The sequence below is a fragment of the Achromobacter insuavis genome (assembly GCF_902859645.1).
GTDB classification, from domain to species: domain Bacteria; phylum Pseudomonadota; class Gammaproteobacteria; order Burkholderiales; family Burkholderiaceae_B; genus Achromobacter; species Achromobacter insuavis.
Genome location: NZ_CADIJR010000054.1, coordinates 18,530 through 44,009, shown reverse-complemented (window position 1 = coordinate 44,009; position 25,480 = coordinate 18,530). Strand labels below are relative to the sequence as shown.

The 25,480-nt window shown below is 69.6% G+C and carries 22 protein-coding genes and 1 riboswitch; of the genes, 3 read left to right on the top strand and 19 right to left on the bottom strand.

The window, feature by feature from the left end; translation table 11 throughout:
* On the top strand, positions 1-1,013 hold a 1,013-nt coding region (locus tag H0523_RS22770; RefSeq protein ID WP_180180151.1), incomplete at its 5' end, for an amino acid ABC transporter permease.
* Between the two features lie 21 nt (positions 1,014-1,034).
* On the opposite strand, the gene ubiT is transcribed toward H0523_RS22770, so the two are convergent.
* The 15 genes from ubiT to H0523_RS22695 all read right to left on the bottom strand — a co-directional run bounded on the left by ubiT (position 1,035) and on the right by H0523_RS22695 (position 18,895).
* A complete protein-coding gene (ubiT, locus tag H0523_RS22765; RefSeq protein WP_054430588.1) occupies positions 1,035-1,469 on the bottom strand; it encodes a ubiquinone anaerobic biosynthesis accessory factor UbiT in 435 nt (144 codons plus the stop codon).
* Positions 1,466-2,356 (bottom strand): U32 family peptidase, encoded by an 891-nt coding sequence (locus H0523_RS22760; protein WP_054430689.1) that lies wholly within the window; start codon positions 2,354-2,356, stop codon positions 1,466-1,468. Before H0523_RS22760 ends, ubiT begins: the two co-directional genes overlap by 4 nt.
* Positions 2,353-3,369 (bottom strand): ubiquinone anaerobic biosynthesis protein UbiU, encoded by a 1,017-nt coding sequence (gene ubiU, locus H0523_RS22755; RefSeq protein ID WP_054430589.1) that lies wholly within the window; start codon positions 3,367-3,369, stop codon positions 2,353-2,355. The genes H0523_RS22760 and ubiU overlap by 4 nt, the downstream gene beginning before the upstream one ends.
* An 82-nt stretch (positions 3,370-3,451) precedes the next feature.
* Positions 3,452-4,123 carry a response regulator gene (locus H0523_RS22750; protein ID WP_049074026.1) on the bottom strand — a complete coding sequence of 224 codons (672 nt, stop codon included), beginning with the start codon at positions 4,121-4,123 and terminating at the stop codon, positions 3,452-3,454.
* Between the two features lie 13 nt (positions 4,124-4,136).
* On the bottom strand, positions 4,137-6,074 hold the full coding sequence (locus H0523_RS22745; protein WP_054430590.1) for a type IV pili methyl-accepting chemotaxis transducer N-terminal domain-containing protein: 1,938 nt from the start codon (positions 6,072-6,074) through the stop codon (positions 4,137-4,139).
* 81 nt (positions 6,075-6,155) lie between these two features.
* A complete protein-coding gene (mobB, locus tag H0523_RS22740) occupies positions 6,156-6,653 on the bottom strand; it encodes a molybdopterin-guanine dinucleotide biosynthesis protein B (RefSeq protein ID WP_054430591.1) in 498 nt (165 codons plus the stop codon).
* Positions 6,650-7,309, bottom strand: coding sequence for a carbonic anhydrase (locus tag H0523_RS22735; protein ID WP_054430592.1), 660 nt, complete (start codon positions 7,307-7,309; stop codon positions 6,650-6,652). The genes mobB and H0523_RS22735 overlap by 4 nt, the downstream gene beginning before the upstream one ends.
* Positions 7,310-7,312: 3 nt before the next feature.
* Positions 7,313-8,335 carry a GTP 3',8-cyclase MoaA gene (gene moaA, locus H0523_RS22730; protein ID WP_054430593.1) on the bottom strand — a complete coding sequence of 341 codons (1,023 nt, stop codon included), beginning with the start codon at positions 8,333-8,335 and terminating at the stop codon, positions 7,313-7,315.
* 20 nt (positions 8,336-8,355) lie between these two features.
* Positions 8,356-9,114, bottom strand: a complete 759-nt coding sequence (locus H0523_RS22725) for a peptidylprolyl isomerase (RefSeq protein ID WP_054430594.1) — start codon at positions 9,112-9,114, stop codon at positions 8,356-8,358.
* A gap of 15 nt (positions 9,115-9,129) precedes the next feature.
* The gene (gene narI, locus H0523_RS22720; RefSeq protein ID WP_054430595.1) at positions 9,130-9,813 is read right to left on the bottom strand and encodes a respiratory nitrate reductase subunit gamma; all 684 of its coding nucleotides are present in this window, start codon (positions 9,811-9,813) and stop codon (positions 9,130-9,132) included.
* Positions 9,814-9,830: 17 nt separating this feature from the next.
* A complete protein-coding gene (narJ, locus tag H0523_RS22715) occupies positions 9,831-10,478 on the bottom strand; it encodes a nitrate reductase molybdenum cofactor assembly chaperone (protein ID WP_054430596.1) in 648 nt (215 codons plus the stop codon).
* Positions 10,479-10,492: 14 nt separating this feature from the next.
* Positions 10,493-12,055 (bottom strand): nitrate reductase subunit beta, encoded by a 1,563-nt coding sequence (gene narH / locus H0523_RS22710; RefSeq protein ID WP_054430597.1) that lies wholly within the window; start codon positions 12,053-12,055, stop codon positions 10,493-10,495.
* Positions 12,052-15,807 carry a nitrate reductase subunit alpha gene (locus H0523_RS22705; RefSeq protein WP_054430598.1) on the bottom strand — a complete coding sequence of 1,252 codons (3,756 nt, stop codon included), beginning with the start codon at positions 15,805-15,807 and terminating at the stop codon, positions 12,052-12,054. The genes narH and H0523_RS22705 overlap by 4 nt, the downstream gene beginning before the upstream one ends.
* 149 nt (positions 15,808-15,956) lie before the next feature.
* Positions 15,957-17,342, bottom strand: a complete 1,386-nt coding sequence (locus H0523_RS22700; RefSeq protein ID WP_054475045.1) for a NarK family nitrate/nitrite MFS transporter — start codon at positions 17,340-17,342, stop codon at positions 15,957-15,959.
* Between the two features lie 245 nt (positions 17,343-17,587).
* Positions 17,588-18,895 (bottom strand): MFS transporter, encoded by a 1,308-nt coding sequence (locus H0523_RS22695; protein ID WP_054430599.1) that lies wholly within the window; start codon positions 18,893-18,895, stop codon positions 17,588-17,590.
* Positions 18,896-19,138: 243 nt separating this feature from the next.
* Here H0523_RS22695 and H0523_RS22690 point away from each other — a divergent pair, with 243 nt between their 5' ends.
* The gene (locus H0523_RS22690) at positions 19,139-20,389 is read left to right on the top strand and encodes an NnrS family protein (RefSeq protein ID WP_054430600.1); all 1,251 of its coding nucleotides are present in this window, start codon (positions 19,139-19,141) and stop codon (positions 20,387-20,389) included.
* Positions 20,390-20,408: 19 nt separating this feature from the next.
* Here H0523_RS22690 and H0523_RS22685 read toward each other — a convergent pair whose 3' ends face one another.
* Both H0523_RS22685 and H0523_RS22680 read right to left on the bottom strand, forming a co-directional pair.
* The gene (locus H0523_RS22685) at positions 20,409-21,224 is read right to left on the bottom strand and encodes a hypothetical protein (RefSeq protein WP_054430601.1); all 816 of its coding nucleotides are present in this window, start codon (positions 21,222-21,224) and stop codon (positions 20,409-20,411) included.
* A gap of 70 nt (positions 21,225-21,294) precedes the next feature.
* The gene (locus H0523_RS22680; protein ID WP_054460946.1) at positions 21,295-22,449 is read right to left on the bottom strand and encodes an FAD-dependent oxidoreductase; all 1,155 of its coding nucleotides are present in this window, start codon (positions 22,447-22,449) and stop codon (positions 21,295-21,297) included.
* Between the two features lie 127 nt (positions 22,450-22,576).
* Here H0523_RS22680 and H0523_RS22675 point away from each other — a divergent pair, with 127 nt between their 5' ends.
* On the top strand, positions 22,577-23,515 hold the full coding sequence (locus H0523_RS22675; RefSeq protein WP_054430602.1) for a LysR family transcriptional regulator: 939 nt from the start codon (positions 22,577-22,579) through the stop codon (positions 23,513-23,515).
* A gap of 21 nt (positions 23,516-23,536) precedes the next feature.
* Here H0523_RS22675 and H0523_RS22670 read toward each other — a convergent pair whose 3' ends face one another.
* Positions 23,537-23,905, bottom strand: a complete 369-nt coding sequence (locus H0523_RS22670; RefSeq protein ID WP_054430603.1) for a putative PII-like signaling protein — start codon at positions 23,903-23,905, stop codon at positions 23,537-23,539.
* A 17-nt stretch (positions 23,906-23,922) separates the two neighbouring features.
* The gene (locus tag H0523_RS22665; RefSeq protein WP_054430604.1) at positions 23,923-25,236 is read right to left on the bottom strand and encodes a voltage-gated chloride channel family protein; all 1,314 of its coding nucleotides are present in this window, start codon (positions 25,234-25,236) and stop codon (positions 23,923-23,925) included.
* Positions 25,237-25,351: 115 nt separating this feature from the next.
* Positions 25,352-25,422, bottom strand: a riboswitch (Fluoride riboswitch).
* Between the last annotated feature and the right edge of the window lie 58 nt (positions 25,423-25,480).

Below are 25,480 nucleotides of genomic sequence, written 5' to 3'. Positions count from 1 at the left end.
GCCTGCTGGACCGCGGCTCGCGCGGCATCGGTGGCTGGCTGGGCTCGGCGCTGATGGCGCTGCTGCTCGCCGCCGCGGGCTGGGCGTTGTTCGATTGGGCGCTGCTGCGCGCCGTCTGGAGCGGCGGCCCCGCCACCTGCGCCGCCGCGGCGGGCGCCTGCTGGGCCGCGGTGGGCGAGAACCTGCCGCTGCTGCTGTTCGGCGCCATGGCGCAGGCCGACCGCGCCCAGGCGCTGGCGGCCTGCGCCGCCCTGCTGGCCGGCGTGGCGGTGGCGCTGGGCCTGGGCCGGCTCGCGCCGCGAGCGCGTCTGGCATGGGTCGCGCTGATGCTGGTCGTCACCGTGATCGCGCTGGCCGGTTGGCCCTGGGGCGGCGCGGCCATCGGTCCGCTGCGTTGGGGCGGCCTGCTGGTGACGCTGATCCTGGCGATCGCGGCGCTGCTGGCGGCGTTGCCGCTGGCCTTCGGCCTGGCGCTGCTGCGCCGTTCCGGCAGCCCCGGCGGATCGCTCGCGGCCGCCGCATTGATCGAGGCCGTGCGCGGCGTGCCGCTGGTGACGCAATTGCTGTTCGCATCCTTCGTGCTGCCGTTGCTGCTGGGCGGCGGCGTGTCCAAGTTCGGCATGGCGCTGGCGGCGCTGACGCTGCATACCGCCTGCCTGCTGGCGGAGGTGCTGCGCGGCGCGCTGCAGGCGATTCCGCCCGGCCAGATGATGGCGGCGCGCGCGCTCGGCATGCGCCCGGCCGTGGCCTACTGGACGGTGATCTGGCCGCAGGCGCGCCGCATCGCCGCGCCGGCGGCGCTGGGCGTGTTCGTGGGCGCGGTCAAGGACACCTCGCTGGTCAGCATCATCGGCGTATTCGACGTGCTGGGCGCGGCCAAGGCGGTGGTGGCGGGCACCGACTGGCGGCCGTACCACGTCGAGGTCTACCTGGCGGTGGCGCTGCTGTACTTCACGGCCAGCCTGGCGCTGTCGCGCGTGGCGCGGCGCATGGAAGGACCGGCGGCGGCCTGAGCCGCGCGGCGGGCTGGCGGCCTAGTGGCCGCGCGCGCCCAGCCGCTCCAGCCAGGCCGGACGCGGCGCGGCGTCCAGCCAGTTCTTCACGATCAGGCCCAGCTCGGTATCACCCGAGATGCGCAGCCGGCGCTGGAAGAACAGCGTGTCGGCGTCGGTCTCGGCGCGCATCAGCGCCAGCAGGTCGGCGACCTTGGCGCCCAGTTCCAGCTCGCAGGCCTGGCCGTTCCAGAGCGGCCGGAACGCGCCGCCGCGCACCATGAAACTGCTACGCACGCCCAGGTCCTCGACGGTGATGGCGAAGCTGCGCCCGTCCAGTTCCGCCGGCGGACTGAGCCAGTCCAGGCGCCGGGCCAGCTCGAGCCCGGCCACGAAATGCAGCGACACCAGGGGCGCCGGCAGGCGCCGGCCCACGCGCGCGACCAACCCCGGCACGGTGAATCCGGCGCGGCTCATGGCGCCTCCTGCCAGGCGATGCCCGATTGCCCGTGGAAGTAGCCGTTGCAGCGGCCGATGCCCACCGGCGGATTCACGCTTTCCGGGACGCGGCCGCCGCGCACCGCGTCGAGCGCGGCGATGGCCTCCAGCGTGCCGGACGATTGCGGGCTGACGCGCAACACGTCGGCGCCCATGTCCGCCAGATAGCCCGCCTGGTCGAGCAGGTCGAGACAGGCCGCCGACTGCACCTGGATGCCATTGATCGCGAGGAACTCGCGCGATTCGCGGGTGCGCATGTCCAGACCGTCTGGATGCTCGATGCAGCGAAAGCCGCAATCATCCTTCTTCAGGCGGAAATGGCGCGCCGTGAAGCAGCGCGCCGAGAACGCCAGGGCCATGCGGCCCCACACCATGATCTCGGCCTCCAGCCCCGCCGGCCGCTCGGCCAGCAGCCGCGCCAGCGTGTTGACGTGCATTTCCAGCGGCGCCACGAAGCGCGTCGCGCCGCGCGCGGCCAGCCATTCCAGCGTGCCGCCGTGGTAGGCGTTCATGTGCGGTCCGGCCACGAACGGCCGCCCGCCCAGGTGCCGCAGCGCGCCGGCCTCGCCGGCCTCCACCTGGAAGTCCTGCTGCTCGCACAGGCGCCGCAGGGCCGAGGCCTCGGCGCCGGTCTCGATCAGCGTGCGGCCGGACAGCACCACTTCCTTGCCCGTTGCCGCGAGGTCGCGCGCCAGGTCGAGCCAGTCGTCGGCGCGCAGCTCGTGGCGCCGGCTACAGACGGTTTCGCCGATATAGAGGATGTCGGCCGGACTGTCGGCCAGCGCCGCGTAGAACGCCAGCGTGTGCTGGCGCGGCCAGTAGTACAGCAGCGGTCCGACCGAGATGCGGAAAGCCTTGGGTTTCATTTCCATGGACGTTCAAATGCGCCTTGCGTGACTTGGGAACCCTCGGCATGGCGCGCCAGCGTGGCGTTCCATTCGGGACGGGGGGAATAGCGGTTGGGGTCGACGTGGGCGCTGTCGAGCGCGGCGCGCAGCGTGGACACCACCTGCGTCACGTAGGCCGGGCTGCGCTGGCGCCCTTCGATCTTGATCGCGGACACGCCCATCTCGGCCAGCCTGGGCAACAGGCCGATGGCGTTCAGGCTGGTGGGTTCCTCCAGCGCGTGGTCGGCGACGCCGTCGACTTCGAAGCGGCCCTTGCACAGCGTCGGATAGGCGGCCGCCTCGCCCGGTCCATAGCGGTCGATCAGGATGCCGTTCAGGCGCGCGTCCAGGCGGCCGTCTTCCTCGACCCAGCGCACCGCGCTGGCGGGCGAACAGACGCCCTTGTTGTTGGGCGAATCGCCGGTGGCGTACGACGACAGCAGGCAGCGGCCCTCGGCCATGACGCACAGGCTGCCGAAGCCGAACACCTCGACCTCGACGCTGACGTTGGCGCAGATGCGGGCGATCTCGGCCAGGGTCAGCACGCGCGGCAGCACCACCCGGCGGATGCCGAATTGCTCCTTCATCAGTTCGATGGCGTCGGTGTGGGTGGCCGAGCCCTGCACCGACAGGTGCAGGCGCAGGTCGGGATAGCGGTCGCGGGCATAGCCCAGCAGGCCGGCATCGGCCATGATGACCGCGTCGGCGCCGAGCGCGTGCGCGGCATCGACCGCCTCGCGCCATTCGTGGCCGCGGCCCGCCTGCACGAAGGTGTTGATGGCGAACAGCACCTGGCGGTTCTTGCTGTGCGCCAGCTCGACGCCGGCGCGGATGTCGCTTTCGGTGAAGTTGAGCCCGGCGAAGTTGCGGGCGTTGGTGGCGTTCTTCAGGCCCAGGTAGACGGTGTCGGCGCCAGCCTCGATCGCCGCCTTCAGCGCGGCCAGGCTGCCTGCCGGCGCCACGAGTTCTAGGGGAGAGGTTCGGGTTTGCATGCCGGCCAGTCTAGGGGCCGGCACGGCCGCGGGCCTTGTCGCAGATCAAACCGCGCGGCGGCGGCGCCGCGCACGCGCGATGTCAGACCGGATCGTCGCCGTGCAGGCCGTGCTCGACGGCGTAGACCGCCACCTGCACCCGGCTGGTCAGGTTGAGTTTCTTCAGCACGTTCTGCACGTGGATCTTGACCGTGCTTTCGCTGACGTCGAGCTCGCGCGCGATGACCTTGTTGCTGGCGCCGCGCGCCAGGCATTGCACGATCTGGCGCTCGCGCGCCGTGAGGCGATGGCGCTCGGCCTGCCCCGCCGGCGCCTGCGCGGCCAGGCTGGCCTGGCCGCGGAACTGCTCGACCAGCTTGGCCGTCATGCTCTCGGCGATCACCGGCTCGCCGCCGGCGGCGCGGCGGATGGCGGTGGTCAGCGCCTCGGCGTCGATGTTCTTGAGCAGATAGCCGCGGGCGCCGTCGCGCAGCGCCTGGCCAAGCTCGTCGGCTTCTTCCGACACGGTCAGGATGATGACGGCGCAGGACGGCAGGTCCTGGGTCAGCAGCTGCAGCGTCTCCAGGCCCGACAGGCCGGGCATGTTCAGGTCCAGCAGCACCACGTCGGGCTTGAGTTCCTTGGCGCGCTTGAGGCCCTCGACGCCGTCGCCGGCCTCGGCCACCACCTCGAAATCGGGCTGGCGCTGCAGCAGCAGCCGCATCCCCGAGCGGAACAGGGTGTGGTCGTCGACGAGCAGGATACGGATGGGCATGGTCTTGAAGGGCTCAGGCGGCCTGGCGTTCGGCGCCGGGCAGCGTCAGCGCGATGCGCGTGCCGCCGCCGGGTCGGGATTTCATTGTAATCGTGGCATGCATGCGGGCGGCGCGTTCGCGCATGATGTGCAGGCCCACGTGGGCCTCGCCGCGCTGCGACACCTCGGCCGGGTCGTAGCCCTGGCCGTTGTCGGCGATCAGCAGGTTGAAATCGCGGTCGTTGCGCACCACGATGTCGACCCGGTCGGCCTCGGAATGCTTGCGCACGTTGGACAGCGCTTCCTGCAGGATGAACAGCACCTGCAGCTGCTGCTCGGGCGCCAGCGGCGCGCCCACGCCCTGGCTGAAGGCCAGGTCGGTGCGCATGCCGGTCTGGCGGCGGAAGCGTTCGACGATGTCGCCAATGGAGCCCTTCAGGTCGCCCTGGCCCAGCTTGGCGCGGAAGTTGGTCAGCAGCTCGCGCACGTCCTTGTAGCTTTCGTCGACCCCGGTGCGCAGCAGCGGCAGGATCTCCTCGACTTCAGCCTGGTCGCCGCGCTTGACGGCCGCGTCCAGCAGCTGCAGCTGCAGGTTCAGGAAGTTCAGCCCCTGGGCCAGGCTGTCGTGCAGCCCCTGGGCCACCAGGCCGCGCTCCTGCACCACCGCCAGCTGGCGCGCCTGGGCGCTCAGGCGGCGGTTGTCCAGCGCCACGCCCAGGTGCTGCCCCAGGGTCTCCAGCAACTGCGAGTCGGACGGCGCTAGCCGCCGCTGGCTGCGGAAATGCAGCGAGTACGAGCCCAGCACCTCGTCGCGCGTGACGATGCGGAACACCGCCACGCTGGCGAAGCCGTCCTGCTGGCAGTTCAGGTCCAGCTGCGGCGGCGCCTGGCGGAAATCCTGGATCACGATGACGCCGGCCTGGCGCGTGGCCACGCCGCAATAGCAGTCGTCGACCCGCATGCAGTGCTCGGATTCGACCAGTTCGTCGGACAGCCCCAGCGACACCACCAGGTTGAGCTTTTCGTTGTCCGGGTCCAGCGCGCGGATGCTGCCGCCCTCGGCGTCGAACTGCAGCATGACGCGGCGCAGGAAGCCCTGGCACATGGCCTCGATGTCGTTGGGCTGGTTCAGGAACGCCGCCATGTCGTAGAGGGCGCCGATGTCGCGGTTCTGCGCCGCCAGCTGGGCGGTCTTTTCGCCCACGCGCTGCTCCAGGCCGGTGTACAGGCTCTGCAATTCGTCGGCCATGCGGTTGAAGCCGCGTGACAGCACGCCGAATTCGTCCTCGCTCTCGACCGGCAGGCGGGTGCTGAACTCGCGCGCCGCCATGCGCTGCAGGCCGTCGCGCAGGCGCAGCACGGGCGCGATGATCCACAAGTACAGCAGATAGATCATGGCCAGGGTGCCGGCGCTGGCGATGGCCGCCAGCACGCCCTGCGACAGCCGCAGCGAGGTCGTCTTGCCGGCGTTGTCCTGTTCGATCATGCGCACCAGCTCGTCGGCGCGGGCGACGAAATCGGGCAGCGTCTGCAGGTACTCTGCCGCGTCTTCGCGGGCGATGGCGCGCATTGCCGCCGGCCGCATGATGTCGCGCCAGTACTCGGCCACGCCGTGCCAATGCTGGCGGATGGTCGGGTCGTTGGGAATGAACAGCGGCCGCGCCGGGTTGCCGCGCTCCAGGCGGGCGATGGTGTCGTCCATCAGCCGCACCTGTTCCTCGGTGCGCACCTGGCGCCCGGCCTGCGGCCGCATCAGCTCGACCGCGACGCGGTTGGCGCGCATGCGCAGGCTGCCGGTGTCGTTGATGGCCGCGCCCGCGCCTTCCAGCTGCCACGACAGCCACAGCGTCAGGCCGATCATGCCCAGCACCACGATCAGCGCGATCAGCGAACTGGCGACAATGCGCGTCGACAGCCGGTGCCGCGGCGACGGCAGGCCCTGGGCGTCGGGGGAATGGTCGGGCGTGGTCATGAAATGGGCTGGCGGATGGGCGGGGTCGGGACGGTCGCGAGGCGAGCATGGCGCCGCGCGGTCCACAGCCTCAAGTGTAGTTCAGCCCCGCCCCACCGTGCGCGCGATGAAGTCCGCCACCGCCGCCGGATCGTTCAGCGGCAGGCAGGGCAAGCCGGTATCGAGCGCCGCGTCGGTCACGACGGCCAGGAAGCTGCCGTCCTCGGCGTGCAGCGGCGGCTTGCCCAGCGCCGGGCGGTAGACCTCGATGCGGGGGATGGCGGCCTGCTTGAAGCCCTCGACCAGCACCAGGTCGGCCGGCGCCAGGCGGGCCACCTGCTCGGCCAGCGGCGGCTCGGGCGCGCCGCGCAGCTCGTGCACGATGGCGTAGCGGAACGGCGACGCCACCATCACCTCCTGCGCCCCGGCCTGGCGAAAGCGCGCGCTGTCCTTGCCGGGCGGCTCCATCTCGAAGTCGTGGTGGCTGTGCTTGATGACGCTGACCTTCAGGCCGCGCGCGCCCAGCAGCGGCAGCATGGCCTCGATCAGGGTGGTCTTGCCGCTGCCTGAGCGGCCGGCGATGCCGAAAACGGGGGTCATGCTGGCTCCGTGAACAAGGGACAGACGATGGGCAGGAACGCGTCCGCCCGGGCCGAGTATGCCAGCAAAGCGCCCGCCACCAGGTCGAAGTACCAGCCATGCAGGGTCAGGTCGCCGGCCTGCAGGCGCCGCTGCACGCACGGCAGGGCTTCCAGGTTGCGCAGCGAGATCAGGATGGAGGCCTGCTCGCAGGCCTGCCGGTGTTCCGCCAGGGACGCCGCCGGCATCTGGCTCAGCACCTGCTGGCGGGCCGGCTCGGCGATATCCATCCAGCGGTTCAGGTAGTCGGGCTCGCCGTCGGCGCGCGCCGGCCGCTCCATCAGCGCGCGGATGCCGCCGCACTGGGCATGGCCCAGCACGATGATGCGGCTGACCTTGAGTTGCTCGACCGCGAACTGGATCGCCGCCAGCACGCCGTGGTGGCCCTGGTCGCGGTCGGGCGGCGGCACCAGGTTGGCGACGTTGCGCACGGTGAAGATGTCGCCCGGGTCGCAGCCCAGCAGCATGGCCGGATCGACCCGCGAATCGCAGCAGCCCACCAGCAGCGTGCTGGGGTGCTGGCCGTCGCGCAGGTTGCGGTACAGCGACGGCGCCTCTTCGTAGTATTGGTGCTGGAAGCGCTGGAAGCCGTCCACCAGCCGTTCTAGATCGCGCATGGTTCAACCTCCGGTCTGCGACATGAAGCGCACGATGCGCTCGGGCCGGGTGGTGAACTCGTGGCGCTCCGGCTTGGCGGCGATGCCGGCGCGGATGGCCCGTTCCAGCTCGGCGTCGCTGGCGCCGTCGCGCAGCAGCCGGCCCAGCGGCACCTGGTCTTCCTGGCCCAGGCACAGGTACAGGGTGCCGTCCACGCCCAGCCGCACGCGGTTGCAGGCGGCGCAGAAGTGGCGCGACATGGGGGTGATGACGCCCAGCGCCGGCGCGCCGCTGCCCGTGCCCCAGTAGCGCGCCGGACCCGCGCCCTGCCCCGCCAGCGCCGGCACCAGGCCGGCGTCGGCCGCCAGCCGCGCGCCCAGCGCGCCCAGGTCGGCATGGGCATAGCGGCGGCCGCAATCGCCCACCGGCATCGGCTCGATCAGGCGCAGGATGAAGCCCTGCGCCACGGCGTAGTCCAGCAGCCGGCGCACGTCGGCCTCGGGCGTGGCGGCGTGCACCACGCTGTTGAGCTTGATCGGCGCGAAACCGGCGTCGCGCGCGGCGCGCAGGCCGGCCAGCACCGCATCGAGGCAATCGCGGCCGGTGATGCGGCCGAACTCGGCCGCGTCCAGCGTGTCCAGGCTGATGTTGAGACGGTCCACGCCGGCCGCGCGCAACGCGGCGGCATGGCGCGCCAGCTGGGTGCCGTTGGTCGACAGCGACAGGTCGTCCACCCCTGGCAGCGCGGCAATCGCCGCCGCCAGGTCGGCCACGCCGCGGCGCAGCAGCGGTTCGCCGCCAGTCAGCCGCACGCGGCGCACGCCCAGGCCGGCGAACAGGCCCGCCAGTCGCGCCATCTCGTCGTGGCGCAGCCAGTTGGACGGTTCCTCGAAGCCCTTGAAGCCCTTGGGCATGCAATAGCCGCAGCGCAGGTCGCAGCGGTCGGTGACCGACACCCGCAGATAGTCGATGCGGCGGCCGAAGCCGTCGATCAGCCCCCGCCGCGCGGCGGGCGCCAGGGTGGCGACCGCGGCCGCCGGGGCCATCGCCAGGGCGGGCGCGGGTGTCATGACGGGCTCCCGAACACCCGGTCGTCCTCGGCGCCGCCCAGGTCGATGCCGCGCACGTCGGCGCGATCCACCAGCAGCCTGGCGTACTGGCGCCAGGCGGTGTCGCGGCTGGCGGCGGCCAGGGCCGAGGCGATCGATTCATGCACCTGCTCGAACGGCAGCAGGCGTCCTTCGATGCGCCGCGTCACCCGCACGATGTGCAGCCCGTGACGGGTTTCCAGCACCTGCGGCAGCAGGCCGCCGGCCGGCAGGGCGAACACGGCCTTCTCGAATTCCGGCACGGTGTCGCCGCGCCCCAGCTGCCCCAGGTTGCCGCCCACCGTCGCCGACGGGCAGTTCGACTGCCGCCGCGCGACCTCGGCGAAACCGGACGGATCGGCCAGCAGGTCGGCCAGCACCGCGCCGGCGTGGGCCCGCAGCATGTCCAGGTTCACCCCGGGGGTGACCTGGAACAGGATGTGATCGGCCTCGATCAGCTCGCCCACGATGAAGCGCTGCGGATTGGCCTGGTAATAGCGCCGGCAGGCCGCCTCGTCGGCCTCGGGCGCCGGCGCGTGGCGTTCCAGCAGGATGCCGATGGCGTCGTCTTCCGAGGCGAGGTCCAACCCCTGCCGCGCCGCCTCGTCCCGCAGCACCCGGCGCAGCACCAGCGCGGTGGTGGCGGCGCGCATCGGGTTGGGCGCGTCCGCGTGCAGCGGCAGTTCTTGCTCCATGTCGGCGTCGGTCAGTTCGACGCCATTGATCGTCACAGGCATGTCGGCCTCCTCGGGTCAGCGCGGACGCACCAGTTGCCAGGCGCGGCCCAGGTAGCCGACCGAGGCGAAGCCGCTCCAGACGTGCACCAGGCGCGTGAACGGGAAGATCACGAACAGCGTCAGGCCCATGAACAGGTGCGCCTTGAACAGCGGCGGCACCTCGGCCACGAAGTCAGCGGCGCCACTGCGGAAGGTGACGATGTGCTGCGCCCAGTGCATCAGGCGCACCATCATCTCGCCGTCCATGTGGCCGGCCGACAGCGCGATGGTCGACAGGCCCAGCAGCAGCGTCACCAGAATCCACGCCAGCAACAGCTTGTCGCCGGGCCGGGTGGCCTTGCGGATGCGCGGGTCGCTCAGGCGGCGGTGGATCAGGATCAGGAGGCCGATCAGGCACAGCCCGCCCATGACGCCGCCGGCCACCATGGCCACCGTCTGCTTGAGCGTGTGCGACACGCCCAGCGTGTCCCACACCACCACCGGGGTCAACAGGCCCGCCAGGTGGCCGAAGAACAGCCCCAGGATGCCGACGTGGAACAGGATGTTGCCCAGCCGCAGCTGGCCGCGATGCAGCAATTGCGAGCTGTCGGTCTTCCAGGTGTACTGCTCGCGCTCGAAGCGCGCCAGGCTGCCCAGCAGGAACACCGTCAGGGCGATGTAGGGATAGATGCCGAAGAAGAACTGGTTCAGGGAATTCATGATGCGTGTCCTGGAAATTAGCGGGTGACCGGCGCCCGGGGATAGAAGCGCACGGCCTGCGCGCCGTCGCCCGAGAACGGGCGCAGCAGCGGTTCGACGCCGTCGGCGCCGGTGCCGAAGGTCTCCATGGCTTCGTCCATGTCGCGCACCGGCGGCGCGGTCTGCTCGCGCGGCGTGACCCGCGACAGGCCGCGCAGCACGACGAAGACGCTGGCGTACGGGCTCTCGTTGCGCGCCAGGCGCGCGCCGATGGCGGCCAGCACGTGGATGGCGTCGTCCAGCAGGTCCTGCGCCACGGCCGGGTCGATCACGCCCAGGAACTCCAGGAACAGCGGCACGTGGTCCGGCAGTTCCGACACCACCGGTTCGAAGCCGTGCTGGCGGTAGGTCTCCAGCAGGTCGACCATGGCCTGGCCACGGTCGCGGCTTTCGCCGTGCACGTGCTCGAACAGGTGCAGCGAATGGGCGCGGTTGCGGTCGAAGGTGGCGACGTAGGTCTCCTGCAGCGCGATCAGGTCCTGGCTGGCCAGGTGGCCGATCAGCGGTTGCAGGGTTTCCTCGGCTTCCGGATAGGCGGCCAGCGCGCCCTCGACCTCGGTCAGGGCGTCCAGCAGTTCCTGTTCGGGGTAGCAGAGCAGCGCGGAAAGCAGGCGATAAAGGCTCATGGTGTTCTCCCGTCTCAGGCCGCGGCCTTCTTGCGCGACTTCGGCATGTCGATGAAGATCTCGCTGCCCTGCGGCTTGCGGCCGAACAGCGTGCCTTCCGAGACGCCGCCCGAGCAGCCGTTGCCGAAGGTGAAGCCGCAGCTGCCCTTCTCGTTGAAGCTGTCCTCGACGATCTCCTTGTGGCTGCTGGGCACCACGAAGCGGTCCTCGTAGTCGGCAATCGCCATGATGCGGTACATGTCCTGCACGGTCGCTTCCGACAGGCCGACCTGATCCAGCAAGGCCGTATCGCGCTCGCCGTGCACGGTCTCGGCGCGCTTGTAGGCGCGCATCGCCAGCATCCGTTCGAGCGCCTGCAACACGGGGGCTTCCTTGCCCGCCGTCAGCAGGTTGGCCAGATAGCGCACCGGGATGCGCAGGCTGGCCACGTCCGGGATCATGGCGCTGGTGCCGAGCGTGCGCTGCGGCATCTTGCCAGCCTCGGCCGCGGTCTGGATCGGCGACAGCGGCGGGATGTACCAGACCATCGGCAGCGTGCGGTATTCCGGATGCAGCGGGAAGGCGACGCGCCACTCCACCGCCATCTTGTAGACCGGCGACTGGCGCGCGGCTTCCAGCCACGATTCCGGGATGCCCTGCTCGCGCGCGGCGGCGATCACCTCGGGCGCATGCGGGTCCAGGAACAGGTCCAGCTGCGACTCGTACAGATCCTGTTCGTTGCCGACGGCGGCGGCGCGCTCGATCTGGTCGGCGTCGTACAGCATCACGCCCAGGTAGCGGATGCGGCCGACGCAGGTCTCCGAGCACACGGTCGGCTGGCCGGCCTCGATGCGCGGATAGCAGAAGGTGCACTTCTCGGCCTTGCCGCTGTGCCAGTTGTAGTAGATCTTCTTGTACGGGCAGCCCGAGATGCACATGCGCCAGCCGCGGCACTTGTCCTGATCGACCAGCACAATGCCGTCGTCCTCGCGCTTGTAGATCGAGCCCGACGGGCAGCTGGCGACACAGGCCGGGTTCAGGCAGTGTTCGCACAGGCGCGGCAGGTACATCATGAAGGTATTCTCGAAGGTCGAGTACATCTCCTTCTGCACGCCCTCGAACAAGGCGTCGCGGCTGCGCGCGGCGAATTCGCCGCCCAGGTCGTCCTCCCAGTTCGGGCCCCAGACGATCTTGTCCATCTTCTTGCCGGTCAGCACCGACACCGGGCGCGCGGTGGGCGGCGTCTGCGACAGCGGCGCGTTCTTCAGGTGCTCGTAATCGAAGGTGAACGGCTCGTAGTAGTCGTCGATCTGCGGCAGGTTCGGGTTGGCGAACAGGTTGGCCAGGATGCGCAGCTTGCCGCCCTGGCGCGGTTCCAGCTTGCCCGCCGCCGTGCGGCGCCAGCCGCCCTTCCACTTCTCCTGGTTCTCCCATTCCTTGGGATAGCCGATGCCGGGCTTGGTCTCGACGTTGTTGAACCAGGCGTACTCGACGCCGTCGCGGCTGGTCCAGACGTTCTTGCAGGTGACCGAGCAAGTGTGGCAGCCGATGCACTTGTCCAGATTCAGCACCATGCCGATTTGGGCGCGTATCCTCATGATTGCTTCTCTTCCTGTTGCGTTTGGGCGGCGGGATCCTCGACCAGCGGGCCTTCCAGCCAGTCCACCTTCTTCATCTTGCGCAGCACCACGAATTCGTCGCGGTTGGCGCCCACGGTGCCGTAATAGTTGAAGCCGTAGGCCTGCTGCGCGTAGCCGCCGATCATGTGGGTCGGCTTGAGCACGGTGCGCGTCACCGAGTTGTGGATGCCGCCGCGCTTGCCGCTGGTCTCCGCGCCCGGCACGTTCACGATCTTTTCCTGGGCGTGGTACATCAGGCACATGCCGACCGGCACGCGCTGGCTCACCACCACCCGCGCGGTCAGCGTGCCGTTGACGTTGAACACCTCGACCCAGTCGTTGTCGACCAGCCCGGCCTGCTTGGCCTCGGCCTCGGAGATCCACACGTGGGGACCGCCGCGGCTCAAGGTCAGCATGCGCAGGTTGTCGGAATAGGTGCTGTGGATGCCCCACTTCTGGTGCGGCGTCAGCCAGTTCAGCACCAGCTCCTTTTCGCCATTGGGATAGCGGCCCAGCATCGGCGCCACGGTCTTGGTGTCGATCGCCGGCTTGTAGACGCACGAGCCCTCGCCGAAGTCCAGCATCCAGCGGTGGTCCTGGTAGAACTGCTGGCGGCCGGTCAGGGTGCGCCACGGGATCAGCTCGTGCACGTTGGTGTAGCCGGCGTTGTAGCTGACCTCTTCGCTTTCCAGGCCCGACCAGGTCGGCGCCGAGATGATCTTGCGCGGTTGCGCCTGGATGTCGCGGAAGCGGATCTTGTCGTGCTCGCGGCCCACCGCCAGGTGGGTGTGGTCGCGGCCGGTGATCTTGCCCAGCGCTTCCCAGGCCTTGACCGACACGTGGCCATTGGTCTCGGGCGCGAAGGTCAGGATCATTTCGGCGGCGTCGATGGCGCTGTCCAGCCGCGGCCGGCCCTGGCTCACGCCGGCTTCGGCCACGCGCTCGTTGATGCCGGCCAGCTCGCCCACTTCATGCTCGGTGTTCCAGTTGATGCCCTTGCCGCCGTTGCCCAGCTTGTCCAGCAGCGGACCGACCGAGGTGAACTTGCGGTAGATGTCGTTGTAGTCGCGCTCGACCACGGTCATGTTGGGCGCGGTCTTGCCCGGCACCAGGTCGCATTCGCCCAGCTTCCAGTCCTTGGGTTCGAAGGCCTGCCCCAGTTCCCCCGGGGTGTCATGCATCAGCGGCGTCAGCACCAGGTCGCGGCGCTTGCCCAGGTAGGGGCCGCCGATCTCGCTGAACTTCTTGGCCAGCAGCTTGTAGATCTCCCAGTCGGTCTTGCTTTCCCAGAGCGGCTGCACGGCTTCGCTCAGCGGGTGGATGAAGGGGTGCATGTCGGACGTGTTGAGGTCGTCCTTCTCGTACCAGGTGGCCGTCGGCAGCACGATGTCGCCGTACAGGCAGGTGGTGCTCATGCGGAAGTCCAGCACCGTCAGCAGGTCGAGCTTGCCCTCGGCCGCGTCTTCCTGGTAGGTGACCTCGACCGGCTTGATGGCGTCGGCCTCGTCGCCGAACACGGCGTTCTGCGTGCCCAGCAGGTACTTCAGGAAATACTCGTGGCCCTTGCCGCTGGAGCCCAGGATGTTGGAGCGCCACACGAACATGTTGCGCGGGAAGTTGGCGGGATCGTCGGGGTCTTCGCAGGACATGCGCAGTTCGCCGGACTTGAGTTGTTCGACGGCGTGGGCCACCGGGTCCTTGCCGGCGGCTTCGGCCTGCGCGGTCAGGTCCAGCGGATTGGTGCGCAGCTGCGGCGCCGACGGCAGCCAGCCCATGCGCTCGGCGCGGGCGTTCAGGTCGATCATGCTGAGGTCGCCATAGCGGCCGCGGTCGGCGGTCGGCCCCAGCACTTCCTGCACGTTCAGCTTTTCATGGCGCCACTGGCTGGTATGGGCGTAGAAGAACGAGGTGCCGTTCATCTGGCGCGGCGGGCGCACCCAGTCGGACGCGAACGCCAGCGGCGCCCAGCCGAACTGCGGGCGCAGCTTTTCCTGGCCCACATAGTGGGCCCAGCCGCCGCCGCTCTTGCCGACGCAGCCGCACATCATCAGCATGTTGATGATGCCGCGGTAGATCATGTCCATGTGGTACCAGTGGTTCAGGCCGGCGCCGACGATGACCATCGACTTGCCCTCGGTATCGTGGGCGTTCTGGGCGAACTCGCGCGCCACCTGGATCACCTGCGCGCGCGGCACGCCGGTGTGCTTTTCCTGCCAGGCCGGGGTGTAGGGCACGTCGTCGTCATAGGACGTGGCCACGTTGCCGCCGCCCAGGCCGCGATCCAGGCCGTAGTTGGCCATCTGCAGGTCGTACACCGTGGCCGCCAGGGCCTCGCTGCCATCGGCCAGGCGGATGCGGCGCACCGGCACATTGCGCACCAGCAGTTCGTCGTGCTCGGCGCCGAAGTACGGGAAACCCACGCCGACCACGGCGTCGGCGCCGTCCGCCAGGCTCAGGCGCGGCTCGATGGCGCGGCCGCTGCCGCCGTCGCGCGCTTCCAGGTTCCAGCGGCCGACCTTCTCGCCGCCGTTGACCGCGCCCTCGCCCCAGCGAAAGCCGATGCTGCCGTTGGGCGCCACCAGGTCGCCGCTGGTTTCGTCGAACACCAGCGTCTTCCAGTCGGGGTTGTTCTGCTCGCCCAGCGCGCCGTCCAGCTGCGAGGCGCGCAGGAAGTGATCGGGCGCATGGAAGCCGTCGCGCTCCTTGAGCAGCACCAGCATCGGCATGTCGGTGTAACGGCGCACGTAGTCACGGAAATAGGCCGAGGCGCCCGACAGGTGGAATTCCTTGAGGATGACGTGGCCCATGGCCATCGCCAGCGCGGCGTCGGTGCCCTGCTTGGGCGCCAGCCAGATGTCGCCGAACTTGACCATTTCGCCGAAGTCGCTGGACACCGCCACCGTCTTGGTGCCCTTGTAGCGGACCTCGGTGTAGAAGTGGGCGTCAGGCGTGCGGGTCTGGGGCACGTTCGAGCCCCACACCATCAGGTAGGTCGAGTTGTACCAGTCGGCCGATTCCGGCACGTCGGTCTGCTCGCCCCAGATCTGCGGACTGGCCGGCGGCAGGTCGCAATACCAGTCATAGAAGCTCAGGCAGGCGCCGCCCAGCAGGCTCAGGTAGCGGGCGCCGGCGGCATAGCTGACCATCGACATGGCGGGAATCGGCGAAAAGCCGATGACGCGGTCGGGGCCGAACTTCTTGATCGTCAGGGCGTTGGCCGCGGCGATCATTTCCATCGCCGTGTCCCAGTCCGTGCGCACGAAGCCGCCCAGGCCGCGCACCGACTTGTAGCGCTTGGCGCGGGCCGGGTCCTGGCTGATCCATTCCCAGGCCGCGATCGGGTCCATGGTCTTGCGCGCCTCGCGCCACATTTCCATCAGGCGGCCGCGCATCATCGGGTATTTCACGCGCTGCGCCGAATAGACGTACCAGCTGTAGGACGCGCCACGGGGACAGCCGCGCGGCTCATGGTTGGGCAGGTCCGGCCGCGTGCGCGGGTAGTCGGTCTGCTGGGTCTCCCAGGTGATCAGGCCGTTCTTGACGTAGACCTTCCACGAGCACGAGCCGGTGCAGTTGACCCCATGGGTCGAGCGCACCACCTTGTCGTGCTGCCAGCGGGCGCGATAGGCGTTTTCCCACTTGCGGTCCTCGTTGACCACTTCGCCGTGACCGTCCGCGTAGGTGGATTTCACCCGCGACATGAACTTCAACCGGTCCAGAAAATGACTCATTGCGTTTCTCCAAGAGCGCCGGCCCGGCCGGCGCGTACTGCAATCTGTGCTGTCAGAACCACTTTAGGCGTCGCCCGCCCGGCCGACCATTCGCCGGTGGCACAGGGCGGGCGCGGCAGAGTGACTAGTCACCCCGGCCAACCCCGCCCTCAGCAGGGCACGGGCGCGTTGCGGCGCGCGTAGAACCACCACGTGATCAGCACGCAAGTGGCGTAAAAGCCGATGAAGCAATACAGGGCCGCCTGGGCGCTGCCGGTCAGCTCCAGCGAGGTGCCGAAGCTGCGCGGGATGAAAAAGCCGCCATAGGCGCCGATCGCGCCGGAAAAGCCCAGCACCGCGGCCGATTCGCGCGCCGCGTCGGTCAGCGCCTGCTTCTGCGCGGCCTCGCCCTTGCCTTGCGCGGCCTGGGTGCGCTCGCGCAGGAAGATCACCGGGATCATGCGGAAGGTCGAGCCGTTGCCCACGCCGGTCAGCGCGAACAGCACGATGAACATGGCCAGGAAGCCGTTGAAGTCGCCGCCCTGCCCGTTCAGCGGCAGGAACATCACCACGCCCAGCACCGCGGCAATCATGCCGATGAAGGTGAACAGCGTGACGCGCGCCCCGCCCAGCTTGTCCGAGACCCAGCCGCCCACCGGCCGCGTCAGCGAGCCGACCAGCGGGCCCAGGAAGGCGTAGGTGGTCGGGTCGACCTGCGGGAACAGCGTCTTGGTCAGCATGGCGAAGCCGGCCGAGAAACCGATGAACGAGCCGAAGGTGCCCACGTACAGCCAGCACATCAGCCAGTTGTGCTTGCGCTTGAAGATCACCGCCTGGTCGGCGAACGAGGCGCGCGCGTCGGCAATGTCGTTCATGCCGAACCACGCGGCCAGCGAGGCCAGCGCGATGGGGATGACCCAGATGAAGCCGGCATTCTGCAGCCACAGGCTGCGCTGCACGTCACCCGCCGTGACGGTCTGCGGCTCGCCGCCGAGGGCGCCGAACACGCCCATCGAGATCACCACCGGCACCACGAACTGCACCAGCGACACGCCCAGGTTGCCGATGCCGGCGTTCAGGCCGGTGGCCAGGCCCTTCTTGTCCTTGGGAAAGAAGAAGCTGATGTTGGCCATGCTGGAGCTGAAGTTGCCGCCGCCCAGGCCGCACAGCAGCGCCAGGATCAGCAGCGTCGGGAACGAGGTGGTCGGGTCGCGCAGCGCGAAGCCCATGCCCAGCGCCGGGATCAGCAGCGAGGCGGTCGAGATCGCGGTCCACTTGCGGCCGCCGAACACCGGCACCAGGAACGAATAGAAGATGCGCAGCGTGGCGCCCGACAGCGCCGGCAGCGCGGTCAGCCAGAACAGCTGGTTCTTGGACAGCATGAAGCCGGCGCGGTCGAGATTGACCACCACCACGCTCCACAGCATCCAGATGCTGAACGCCAGCATCAGCGCGGGAATGGAAATCCACAGATTGCGGTTGGCGATGCGGGCGCCGGTCTGTTTCCAGAAGCCGGGGTTTTCCGGCTCCCAGCGCGCCAGGACATGGGAAGACATAGGTTTTCTCCGGTGAGGTCGGGGGTTAGGGCCTGTTCACACTGAAAGGAGCCTCGCACAGGCCGGTAATCGGCCGCCAGGCTAGGCGCGGTCGCCGCCGCGTGGCTGTGCCACGCAAGGTGAGCGCAACGACGCCTGGCGGCCGATTACCGGCCTGCCCGAAGGGTGAGTACCCAAATGAGCGCCTCTCGTCGTTGCGAATGCTCGTCGGGGGCCTGCCACGTCTGCGCTTCGCGCCTTGATAGTCACTCATTTGGGTGCTCATGCGAGGCTCCTTTCAGTGTGAACAGGCCCTGAGCGGCTTGCCGCCGCGCGGTGGCGGCGCTTTCGGGCCGGAAACTGAAGTGCATGAAGATGAGCGAGACGCAGACCGTGCCGTACAGCAGCATGAAGGCGCTGGAACGCACGCCGGTCAGGTCGAGCAGCACGCCGAACAGGATCGGCAGGATGAAGCCGCCCAGGCCGCCGGCCAGGCCGACGATGCCCGAGACCGCGCCGATGTTCTGGCCGAACTCATCCGAGATGAACTTGAAGACCGAGGCCTTGCCGATGGCCATGGCGATGCCGACAATGAACAGCAGGATGGTGAAGCTGGTCGGGCCCAGGGCGATGTCGAACTGGCGCGGGCCGCCGGTGGTCAGGACGGTGAAGTGCGTCTGCGGATAGCTGAGGATGAAGAACGCCACCCAGCACACCCACATCACCCACCAGGTGGTCTTGTAGGCGCCGTAGCGGTCCGAGATCCAGCCGCCCACGGCGCGCAGCACGCCGCCCGGCAGCGAGAAGCACGCGGCCAGCAGCGCCGCCAGCTTCATGTCGAAGCCGTATTCGCCGATGTAGTACTTGGTCATCCAGAGCGCCAGCGCCACGTAGCCGCCGAACACCACCGAGTAGTACTGGCAATAGCGCCACACGCGCGGGTCCTTCAGCATCGCCATCTGCTCGCGCAGCGAGGCGCCGCCGGCCACCCGGTGCGACGGATCCGAGGCCGAGAACAGCCAGAACAGGATCGCCGTCACCAGCAGGGCCACCGCGTAGACCTGCGGCACGATCACCCAGGCGCCGCCGGCGGCGGCGATCAGCGCCGGCGCCACGAACTTGGTGATGGCCGAGCCCGAATTGCCGGCGCCGAACACGCCCATGGCCAGGCCCTGCTTGTTGCGCGGAAACCAGCGCGCCACATAGGGCGTGCCGACCGAGAACGAACCGCCGGTCAGGCCCACGAACAGCGCCAGCACCAGGAACTGCCAATACTCGGTGGCGTAGGACAGCAGCCAGATCGGCACCACCGCCAGCAGCATCAGCACGAAGAACACCGGGCGGCCGCCGTAGCGGTCGGTCCAGATGCCCAGCGGCACCCGCACCAGGGAGCCGGTCAGCACCGGCATGGCGGCCAGCAGGCCGAATTCGGTCTCGGACAGGCCGAGCTGCGTCTTGATGGGAATGCCCAGCACCGCGAAGATCATCCATACCGCGAAACAGATGGTGAAGGCGAAGGTGCTGGATACCAGGACCCGCATGGGCGCGCTGGCCGAGGGGTGGGTTGATGCCATGGTGGTTCTCGCTTTTTTTGCACACGGAATACGACAGCCCCAAGCCTAGGCATCCTCGCCCCCCGCCACCATTCGCCGGCCGACCAAATCCCCCCTGCCGATGTGACTAGTCACCCCGGAAAAGCCGCCGCGTTTGCGCGCGATCAAGCGCGCGCGGTGGGCGACATCCGCCGGACGGCGTTAATATGTATTTCAAATACATATTCAAGGCCGGTACGCTGGCCGCCCCGTGCAAAGGCCCCCATGTCCACCCTGCTCACCCTGGAAGAACCCGCCGCCGACGGCGCCGCGCGGCCGAACTGGCGCGCCTTCACCGAAATGGGCTTCCGCCCGTTGTATCTGGCCGGCTGTTCCTGGGCGCTGGCGTCCGTGCTGCTGTGGGTGTTCGCGCCGGCCCGGCTGGCTGGCGTGCTGACCGCCATGCCCTGGCACGCGCACGAGATGCTGTGGGGCTTCGTGGCCACCATCGCGGTCGGCTTCCTGCTGACGGCGGGCGCCAACTGGACCGGCCGCAATCCGCTGCGCGGCGCGCCGCTGGCGGCGCTGTGCGCGGTCTGGCTGGTGGCGCGCGGCGCCTACCTGGCGCCCGGCATGACGGCGTTCACCCTCGCGGCCGCGGCCGACCTGCTGTTCTTCCTGTGGGCCGCCGCCGCGCTGGCGCGCGCCGTCTGGATCACGCGCAACCGCCGCAACTACGGCGTGCCCCTGCTGCTGCTGGCACTGGCCGCGGCGCATGCGCTGTACCTGCGCGCCGCCCTGGCCGGCGATTACGTGGCGCTGATGCGCTACTTCAACACCGGCCTCCTGGCCATGGCGGTGCTGACGCTGCTGATCGCGCGCCGCGTGCTGCCGTTCTTCGCCAAGCGCGCCGTGCAGGGCCTGGAGATTCCGCCCCACACCCGCAGCGGCCATTGGCAACTGGGCGCCGGCGTGATGGCGATTGCCTGCCTGCTGGCCGGCGCGCCTCGCGCCGCCGCGCTGCTGCTCGCGGTCACCGGCGTCCTGGCGCTGGCGCAGTGGCTGGCCTGGAAGCCCTGGGCCGCGCGCCGCGTGCCGCTGCTGTGGATCCTGTACGTGGGTTATCTGGGCCTGGGCATCGGCCTGCTGGCGGGCGCGGCGCAACTGGCCGGCTACGTGGCGCGGCCAGCCTGGCCGGCGCACGTCATCGGCGTGGCCGGTTTCTCGGTGCTGATCATCGGCATGGCCACGCGCACGGCGATGGGCCACCTGGGCCGGCCGCTGCGCGCCGACCGCAGCATGGTGCTGAGCTACGCCCTGGTGATCCTGGCGGCGCTGCTGCGCCTGGCCGCCCTGATGCCAACCGGCGCCGCGGCGGGGTTGCTGCACGCCTCGGCCTGCGCCTGGGCGCTGGGGTTCGGCCTGTATCTGTGGCGCTTCTTCCCGTGGATGATCCGGCCGCGCGCGGACGCCGCGGCCAAGCCGGCCGCGCCGCTGATGAAGATCGTGCCCGCCGGGCCGCGCCGGGCGCCCTGAGATCCGGGCGGCCCCGGCCTCAGCCGCGCGCTTCGCGCCGGCGGGTCGCTTCCAGCTGCTTCTTCATGGCCTTGAGCCAGGCCTTGAGCTGCTGCATGTCGACGAACTGCGACAGCTCGAACTCCAGCTCGCCGATGTAGTCCTGCACATCGGCGATTTCCGCCTCCAGGTCTTCCATCAGGTCGGCCGGGTCGATCGGCTGCTCCGGATCGAAGCGGTATTCGGCCTTGAAGTCGCGCTCGAACACGGCCAGCTCGCGGTTCAGCGCGGCCAGTTGTTCCCGCAGCACCGGAATGGCCAGCGCGAGCTTGTCCTGGGGCACGCCGTCCAGGCCATCCGGCCCCAGCGCCAGCAAGGCCTCGGCCTGCGCCAGCGCGTCGGGCGCGAACGTCGCCGCGGTGGCGGGCGCGTCTGCCTGGGCCTGCTCGGAGGCGGCCATCTCGGCCATCTCGGCCGCCTCGGCCTCGCGTTCCTCGGCCACTTCGGCGTCGATGTCGGAATCGCTGTGCTTGCGGTAGACCGCCTTCAGGCGCTCGACGTCGCATTCGGCCGGCGTGCCATCCAGCAGGATCGAGAACAGCGTTTCCTGCCCCAATTGCGCGGCGATCTCGGACACCAGCTGGCGTTCCGCCTTGGTCAGCTCCTTCTGCTTGGCGGCATGGTCGAAGCAGAACACCAGCCTGGCCTTGAGCTCGATCTCGGTGACCTCCAGCGGCGCCAGCACCTCGGCATGCTTGCCCTGGTACTCGCGCGCCACGGTTTGCCACAGCTGCAACGCGGCGCGGTCGGTGCGCAGCGCGTCGATCAGCGCGGCGGCGGAGGTATTTTCTTGCATGGATGAAACCCTATGAGCGGCCCGGCGTGCGCCGGGGCGGAAACTGGCTGGAAAACCGTATTATCCCCGTTCACAGCCCTTCGCCCCAGGCGCTGGCCAAACCCCGTAGCGCCGCCGCCGGGTCGGCCGCCCTGGCCTGCTGGTCGCGCAGGCGGCAGATCTCCGGATCGCGCTCGAACAGGCCGCGCGCATGGACGCGGGCCAGCTCGGTCAAGCCGGCGGTCTTGGGCTGGCGGATCGCGGTGAAGGCGCCCAGCGCCGCCTCCAGGTCGCGTGGCCCGGCCGCCAGGCATTGGCCCAGATGCCAGGCATCCTCCAGCGCCTGGCAGGCGCCCTGGCCCGAGGTCGGCAATGGCGCATGCGCGGCATCGCCCACCAGCAGCACATTGTCCCGGTGCCAGACCGCCGGCGTGTCCAGGTCATGCACGGCGATCAGGCGCACGGCGTCGGCGGGCGTCGCCCGGATGATGCGCGCGACCGGCGCGGCCCAATCGGCGAAAAGGCCGGCGACCTCCGCGCGCGGATCCGCCCCCTGCCCGGCGGCGGACAGCGGCCGGACCTGGGCCCCCGCCCAATAGACCAGATCCGGCCGCACCGCGACGCAGCCGAAACGCTCGCCGACGCCCCAATAGTCCTGGATGGCGATGTCATCGGCCAGGCCCGGCGCCGACGCGACACCGATCCAGTTCACGAACCCTTGGTACACCGGCGTGTTGTCACCCGTGACGAACCGACGCGCCACCGAGTCCATCCGGCCATCCGCGCCGATGAGCAGGTCCGGCCGGATGGCGACGCCATTGCCGAACCGTGCGGTGGCGCGGCCATCATCGCCCGGCTCGATCGCCACGGCGCAGTGGTCATACTCGACCGTGATGCCGGCGCGCGCCGTGTGCGCCAGCAGCGCGGCCAGCAGGTCGCGGCGCAGGATCGTATGGGTCGGGTAACCCATCAGGCGATCCAGCGCGGTGATGTCGAGTCCCCCCAGGGCATTGCCCGCGGGGTCGTAACGGCGCATCGCCACCGGCTTTCCCCCCAGCGCCGCGATGTCCGGCAGCAGGCCGAGCCGGTCGAGCACGAACCCCGCATTGGGCCATAGCGTCACGCCGGCCCCCATGGCGGCCGGCGCGGCGCCGCGTTCGTAGACCCGCGGCCGATGCCCCGACCGATGCAGGGCGAGCGCCACGCTCAGGCCGGCAATCCCGCCGCCCAGTATTCCGATGTCCATGCTGAATTCCTGTTCAAATTCCGCGTGCCGGCCCGACGCCGCACACAGGATCCGCATCGTAGATTCCGCCGGATGCGAGAACTAGTATGGAAAAATGGGTTCCTTTCATATCTCAAACGGGATAATCATGGGCCAGGCCCTGGATCTGAACAGCGTTCGCGTCTATGCGGCGGTCGTGGATGAACAGAGTTTCGCGGGCGCGGCGCGGCGTCTGGCCATGCCCTCATCGAACGTCAGCCGCCATGTCGCGGGACTGGAGCGGCGGCTGGGCGTGAGGCTGCTGGAACGCAGCACCCGCCACCTGCGCATGACCGAAGCCGGCCAACTGCTGTACCAGCGGGCCAAGCCGCTGCTGGATAGCCTGGCCGCCACGGAAGAGGAACTGGGCGCCGTCCGCCAGGCGCTGCGCGGGCCGCTGCGCCTGTGCATGCCCGGCGAAGCGCCACGGCTGCTGGCGCCGATCCTGGCGGAATTCTGCGATCGTCATCCCGGCATCGACCTGGCCTGCGACACCCGCCTCGACGGCATCGACGCCCTGCGCGAGGATGTCGATCTGTCGATCGTGTTCCATCGCGGCCGCCAGGACGACAGCAGCCTCATCACCCGTGAACTGGCCATCCTGCCCAGCATCGTCGTCGCCGCGCCGGCGCTGCTGGCCCGCGTCGGCGCCCCGCGCCAGGCGCGCCAGCTCAAGGCGCTGCCCTGCATCACCACCCTGAGCGCGCTCAAGGGCATGCCGTGGCAATTCGTGGACGCGGCCGGTGACATCGTCAAGGTGCCGGTGCGCAGCCGCTACCGCGTCAACAGCGGCGAACTGGCGCTGGTGGGCGCGCGCCAGGGCATCGGCTTCGCGATCCTGGCGGCCGCCTCATGCCAGGAAGACCTGGCCACCGGCCGCCTGCGCGAAGTGCCGCTGGACCTGCAACCCGCGCCGCTGCAATTGCTGGGCGTCTACAGTCACCGCCAGTCGGTCAGCGCGCGGGCCCGGGCGCTGCTGGATCTGATCCAGCAACGCCTGGCCGAGGTCGGCCTGGGCCCGGCCGCCGCGCCTGCGCCGCAAGCATAGGGGTCCCTGACCCGCCCGGGTTCAGCCCATGGCCGGCTCGGCGCCGGGGATCAGCGGGATCTCGCACTTGAGCAGCACCGCCCGGACCTTGTGCAGTTCGGCCGCATGGTCATGCAGGAAGGTCCGCAGCACCGCTTCGCGGTCGATCAGCTCGATGCATTGCGGGTGCTTCATGTGGGTGACCTCCGGGTGATGATGGCTCAGGCGCTCGCCCGCCAGGTAGCCGGACTGGATGGGGTGCAGCACCGCCTGCTGGATGCCGGCGCGGCGCGCGGCGTTGATCAGGTGGTGGGCCAGCGCGGGCGCGCTCAGCCGGTGCCAGAAGCGCGTGGCCCGCGCCCGGGCCGAAATGGGAAAGTACAGGCGCAGCGCGGTCAGGTCGGTCGTCATCGGGTCAGGTCCTCGGGTCATTGCTCAGGGGTGCGCGCCACGGACTGCTGGCGCAGCCGCTTGCGGTACGCGCCCAGTTCCGACAGCCGCAGTTCCCCGGGCAGCGCGCGGTGCTTGGCGTGTCCCACGCGCTGCGCGTGGTAGATGCCGCTGTGTCCCGAGAACAAATAGGCCGCGATGCAGGCGATGGCGGCGAACGGCGCGATGTCCGGCCCGAACAGCTCGATCGCCATGACGATGGTGGCGATGGGCGTGTTGGCGGCGCCGGCGAACACGGCGACAAAGCCCAGCCCGGCCAGCATCGAGAACGGCAATTGCAGCAGCGGCGCCAGCGCGTTGCCGAGCGTGGCGCCGATGTAGAACAGCGGCGTCACCTCGCCGCCCTTGAAGCCGCTGCCCAGCGAGGCCACGGTGAACAGCAGCTTGCCGGCGAAGTCCCACGGCGCCGCCGGCTGCTGGAACGCCTGCACGATCGAGGGGATGCCCAGGCCGATGTAGCGATAGCCGTCGGTGGCCCACACCGCCGCCGCGATCACCGCTCCGCCCGCCAGGGGCCGCAGCGGCGCGTAGGCGATATGCCGCTTCATGAAAGCGCCGATGGCGTGCGCGCTGTTGGCGAAGACCATGCCGATCAGGCCGAACAGGATGCCCGCCACCACCACGCTCAGCACGCTCACCAGGCCCAGCGGCGCGACCTGCGACACCGCATAATGGGTGTGGTGGATGCCCAGGGCCTGGCCCACCTGGTCCGCCGCGATCGCCGCGACCACGCAGGGAAAAAGCGCGTCATAGCGCATGCGGCCGATCGCCAGCACCTCCAGCCCGAAGATGGCGCCGGCCAGGGGCGTGCCGAACACCGAGGAAAAGCCCGCCGCGATGCCCGCCATCAGCACGATCCGCCGATCCTCCGGGCGCAGCCGCAGCAGATGCGTCAGCTGGTCGGCCAGCGCCCCGCCCATCTGCACCGCAGTGCCTTCGCGGCCGACGGACGCGCCGAACAGGTGCGAGATCACCGTGCCCCCCAGCACCATGGGCACCATGCGCAGGGGAATGACTTTCTTGGGATCGTGGATCTCGTCGATGATGAGGTTGTTGCCCGCTTCCACCGGACGCCCCAGGCGCAGATAGCACCAGCCGACGAAAAAGCCCGCGACGGGCAGCAGCCAGATGAGCGCCGGATGCGCCAGGCGGGTGGCGGTCGCCCAATCCAGGGCGTGCAGGAAAAGCGCCGAGGCGGCGCCCGCCAGGCAGGCGACGATGAAGGCGATGACGAGCCATTTGCCGATGTACGGCAGCAGTTCCAACTGTTCCAGGCGGGAGGGGCGAGACATGGTGTTCCGGGTCCGAGGATAAAAACTCCCCTGAATCCACCAGGCTGCGGGATGCGTCGGGCGCGGGCAAGAAAACCGCGGACGCAAAAAATGCCTACAGCCCCGGCGGTGCCAGGGATCTGTAGGCATCATCAGCCGCGCAAGGCGCGCGGCGGTTGGTGGAGGAATGCCATCTCCGACGAACGGACGAATGCTAGCAGCCCGCCAACGGCGAGGCAAGCGCGTCGCGATGCGCCCGCCGCGC

Coding starts and splice junctions, on each gene's coding strand:
- ubiT (WP_054430588.1), bottom strand. CDS start 1,469: ATGAGCCGCGCCGGATTCACCGTGCCGGGGTTGGTCGCGCGCGTGGGC.
- H0523_RS22760 (WP_054430689.1), bottom strand. CDS start 2,356: ATGAAACCCAAGGCTTTCCGCATCTCGGTCGGACCGCTGCTGTACTAC.
- ubiU (WP_054430589.1), bottom strand. CDS start 3,369: ATGCAAACCCGAACCTCTCCCCTAGAACTCGTGGCGCCGGCAGGCAGC.
- H0523_RS22750 (WP_049074026.1), bottom strand. CDS start 4,123: ATGCCCATCCGTATCCTGCTCGTCGACGACCACACCCTGTTCCGCTCG.
- H0523_RS22745 (WP_054430590.1), bottom strand. CDS start 6,074: ATGACCACGCCCGACCATTCCCCCGACGCCCAGGGCCTGCCGTCGCCG.
- mobB (WP_054430591.1), bottom strand. CDS start 6,653: ATGACCCCCGTTTTCGGCATCGCCGGCCGCTCAGGCAGCGGCAAGACC.
- H0523_RS22735 (WP_054430592.1), bottom strand. CDS start 7,309: ATGCGCGATCTAGAACGGCTGGTGGACGGCTTCCAGCGCTTCCAGCAC.
- moaA (WP_054430593.1), bottom strand. CDS start 8,335: ATGGCCCCGGCGGCCGCGGTCGCCACCCTGGCGCCCGCCGCGCGGCGG.
- H0523_RS22725 (WP_054430594.1), bottom strand. CDS start 9,114: ATGCCTGTGACGATCAATGGCGTCGAACTGACCGACGCCGACATGGAG.
- narI (WP_054430595.1), bottom strand. CDS start 9,813: ATGAATTCCCTGAACCAGTTCTTCTTCGGCATCTATCCCTACATCGCC.
- narJ (WP_054430596.1), bottom strand. CDS start 10,478: ATGAGCCTTTATCGCCTGCTTTCCGCGCTGCTCTGCTACCCCGAACAG.
- narH (WP_054430597.1), bottom strand. CDS start 12,055: ATGAGGATACGCGCCCAAATCGGCATGGTGCTGAATCTGGACAAGTGC.
- H0523_RS22705 (WP_054430598.1), bottom strand. CDS start 15,807: ATGAGTCATTTTCTGGACCGGTTGAAGTTCATGTCGCGGGTGAAATCC.
- H0523_RS22700 (WP_054475045.1), bottom strand. CDS start 17,342: ATGTCTTCCCATGTCCTGGCGCGCTGGGAGCCGGAAAACCCCGGCTTC.
- H0523_RS22695 (WP_054430599.1), bottom strand. CDS start 18,895: ATGGCATCAACCCACCCCTCGGCCAGCGCGCCCATGCGGGTCCTGGTA.
- H0523_RS22690 (WP_054430600.1), top strand. CDS start 19,139: ATGTCCACCCTGCTCACCCTGGAAGAACCCGCCGCCGACGGCGCCGCG.
- H0523_RS22685 (WP_054430601.1), bottom strand. CDS start 21,224: ATGCAAGAAAATACCTCCGCCGCCGCGCTGATCGACGCGCTGCGCACC.
- H0523_RS22680 (WP_054460946.1), bottom strand. CDS start 22,449: ATGGACATCGGAATACTGGGCGGCGGGATTGCCGGCCTGAGCGTGGCG.
- H0523_RS22675 (WP_054430602.1), top strand. CDS start 22,577: ATGGGCCAGGCCCTGGATCTGAACAGCGTTCGCGTCTATGCGGCGGTC.
- H0523_RS22670 (WP_054430603.1), bottom strand. CDS start 23,905: ATGACGACCGACCTGACCGCGCTGCGCCTGTACTTTCCCATTTCGGCC.
- H0523_RS22665 (WP_054430604.1), bottom strand. CDS start 25,236: ATGTCTCGCCCCTCCCGCCTGGAACAGTTGGAACTGCTGCCGTACATC.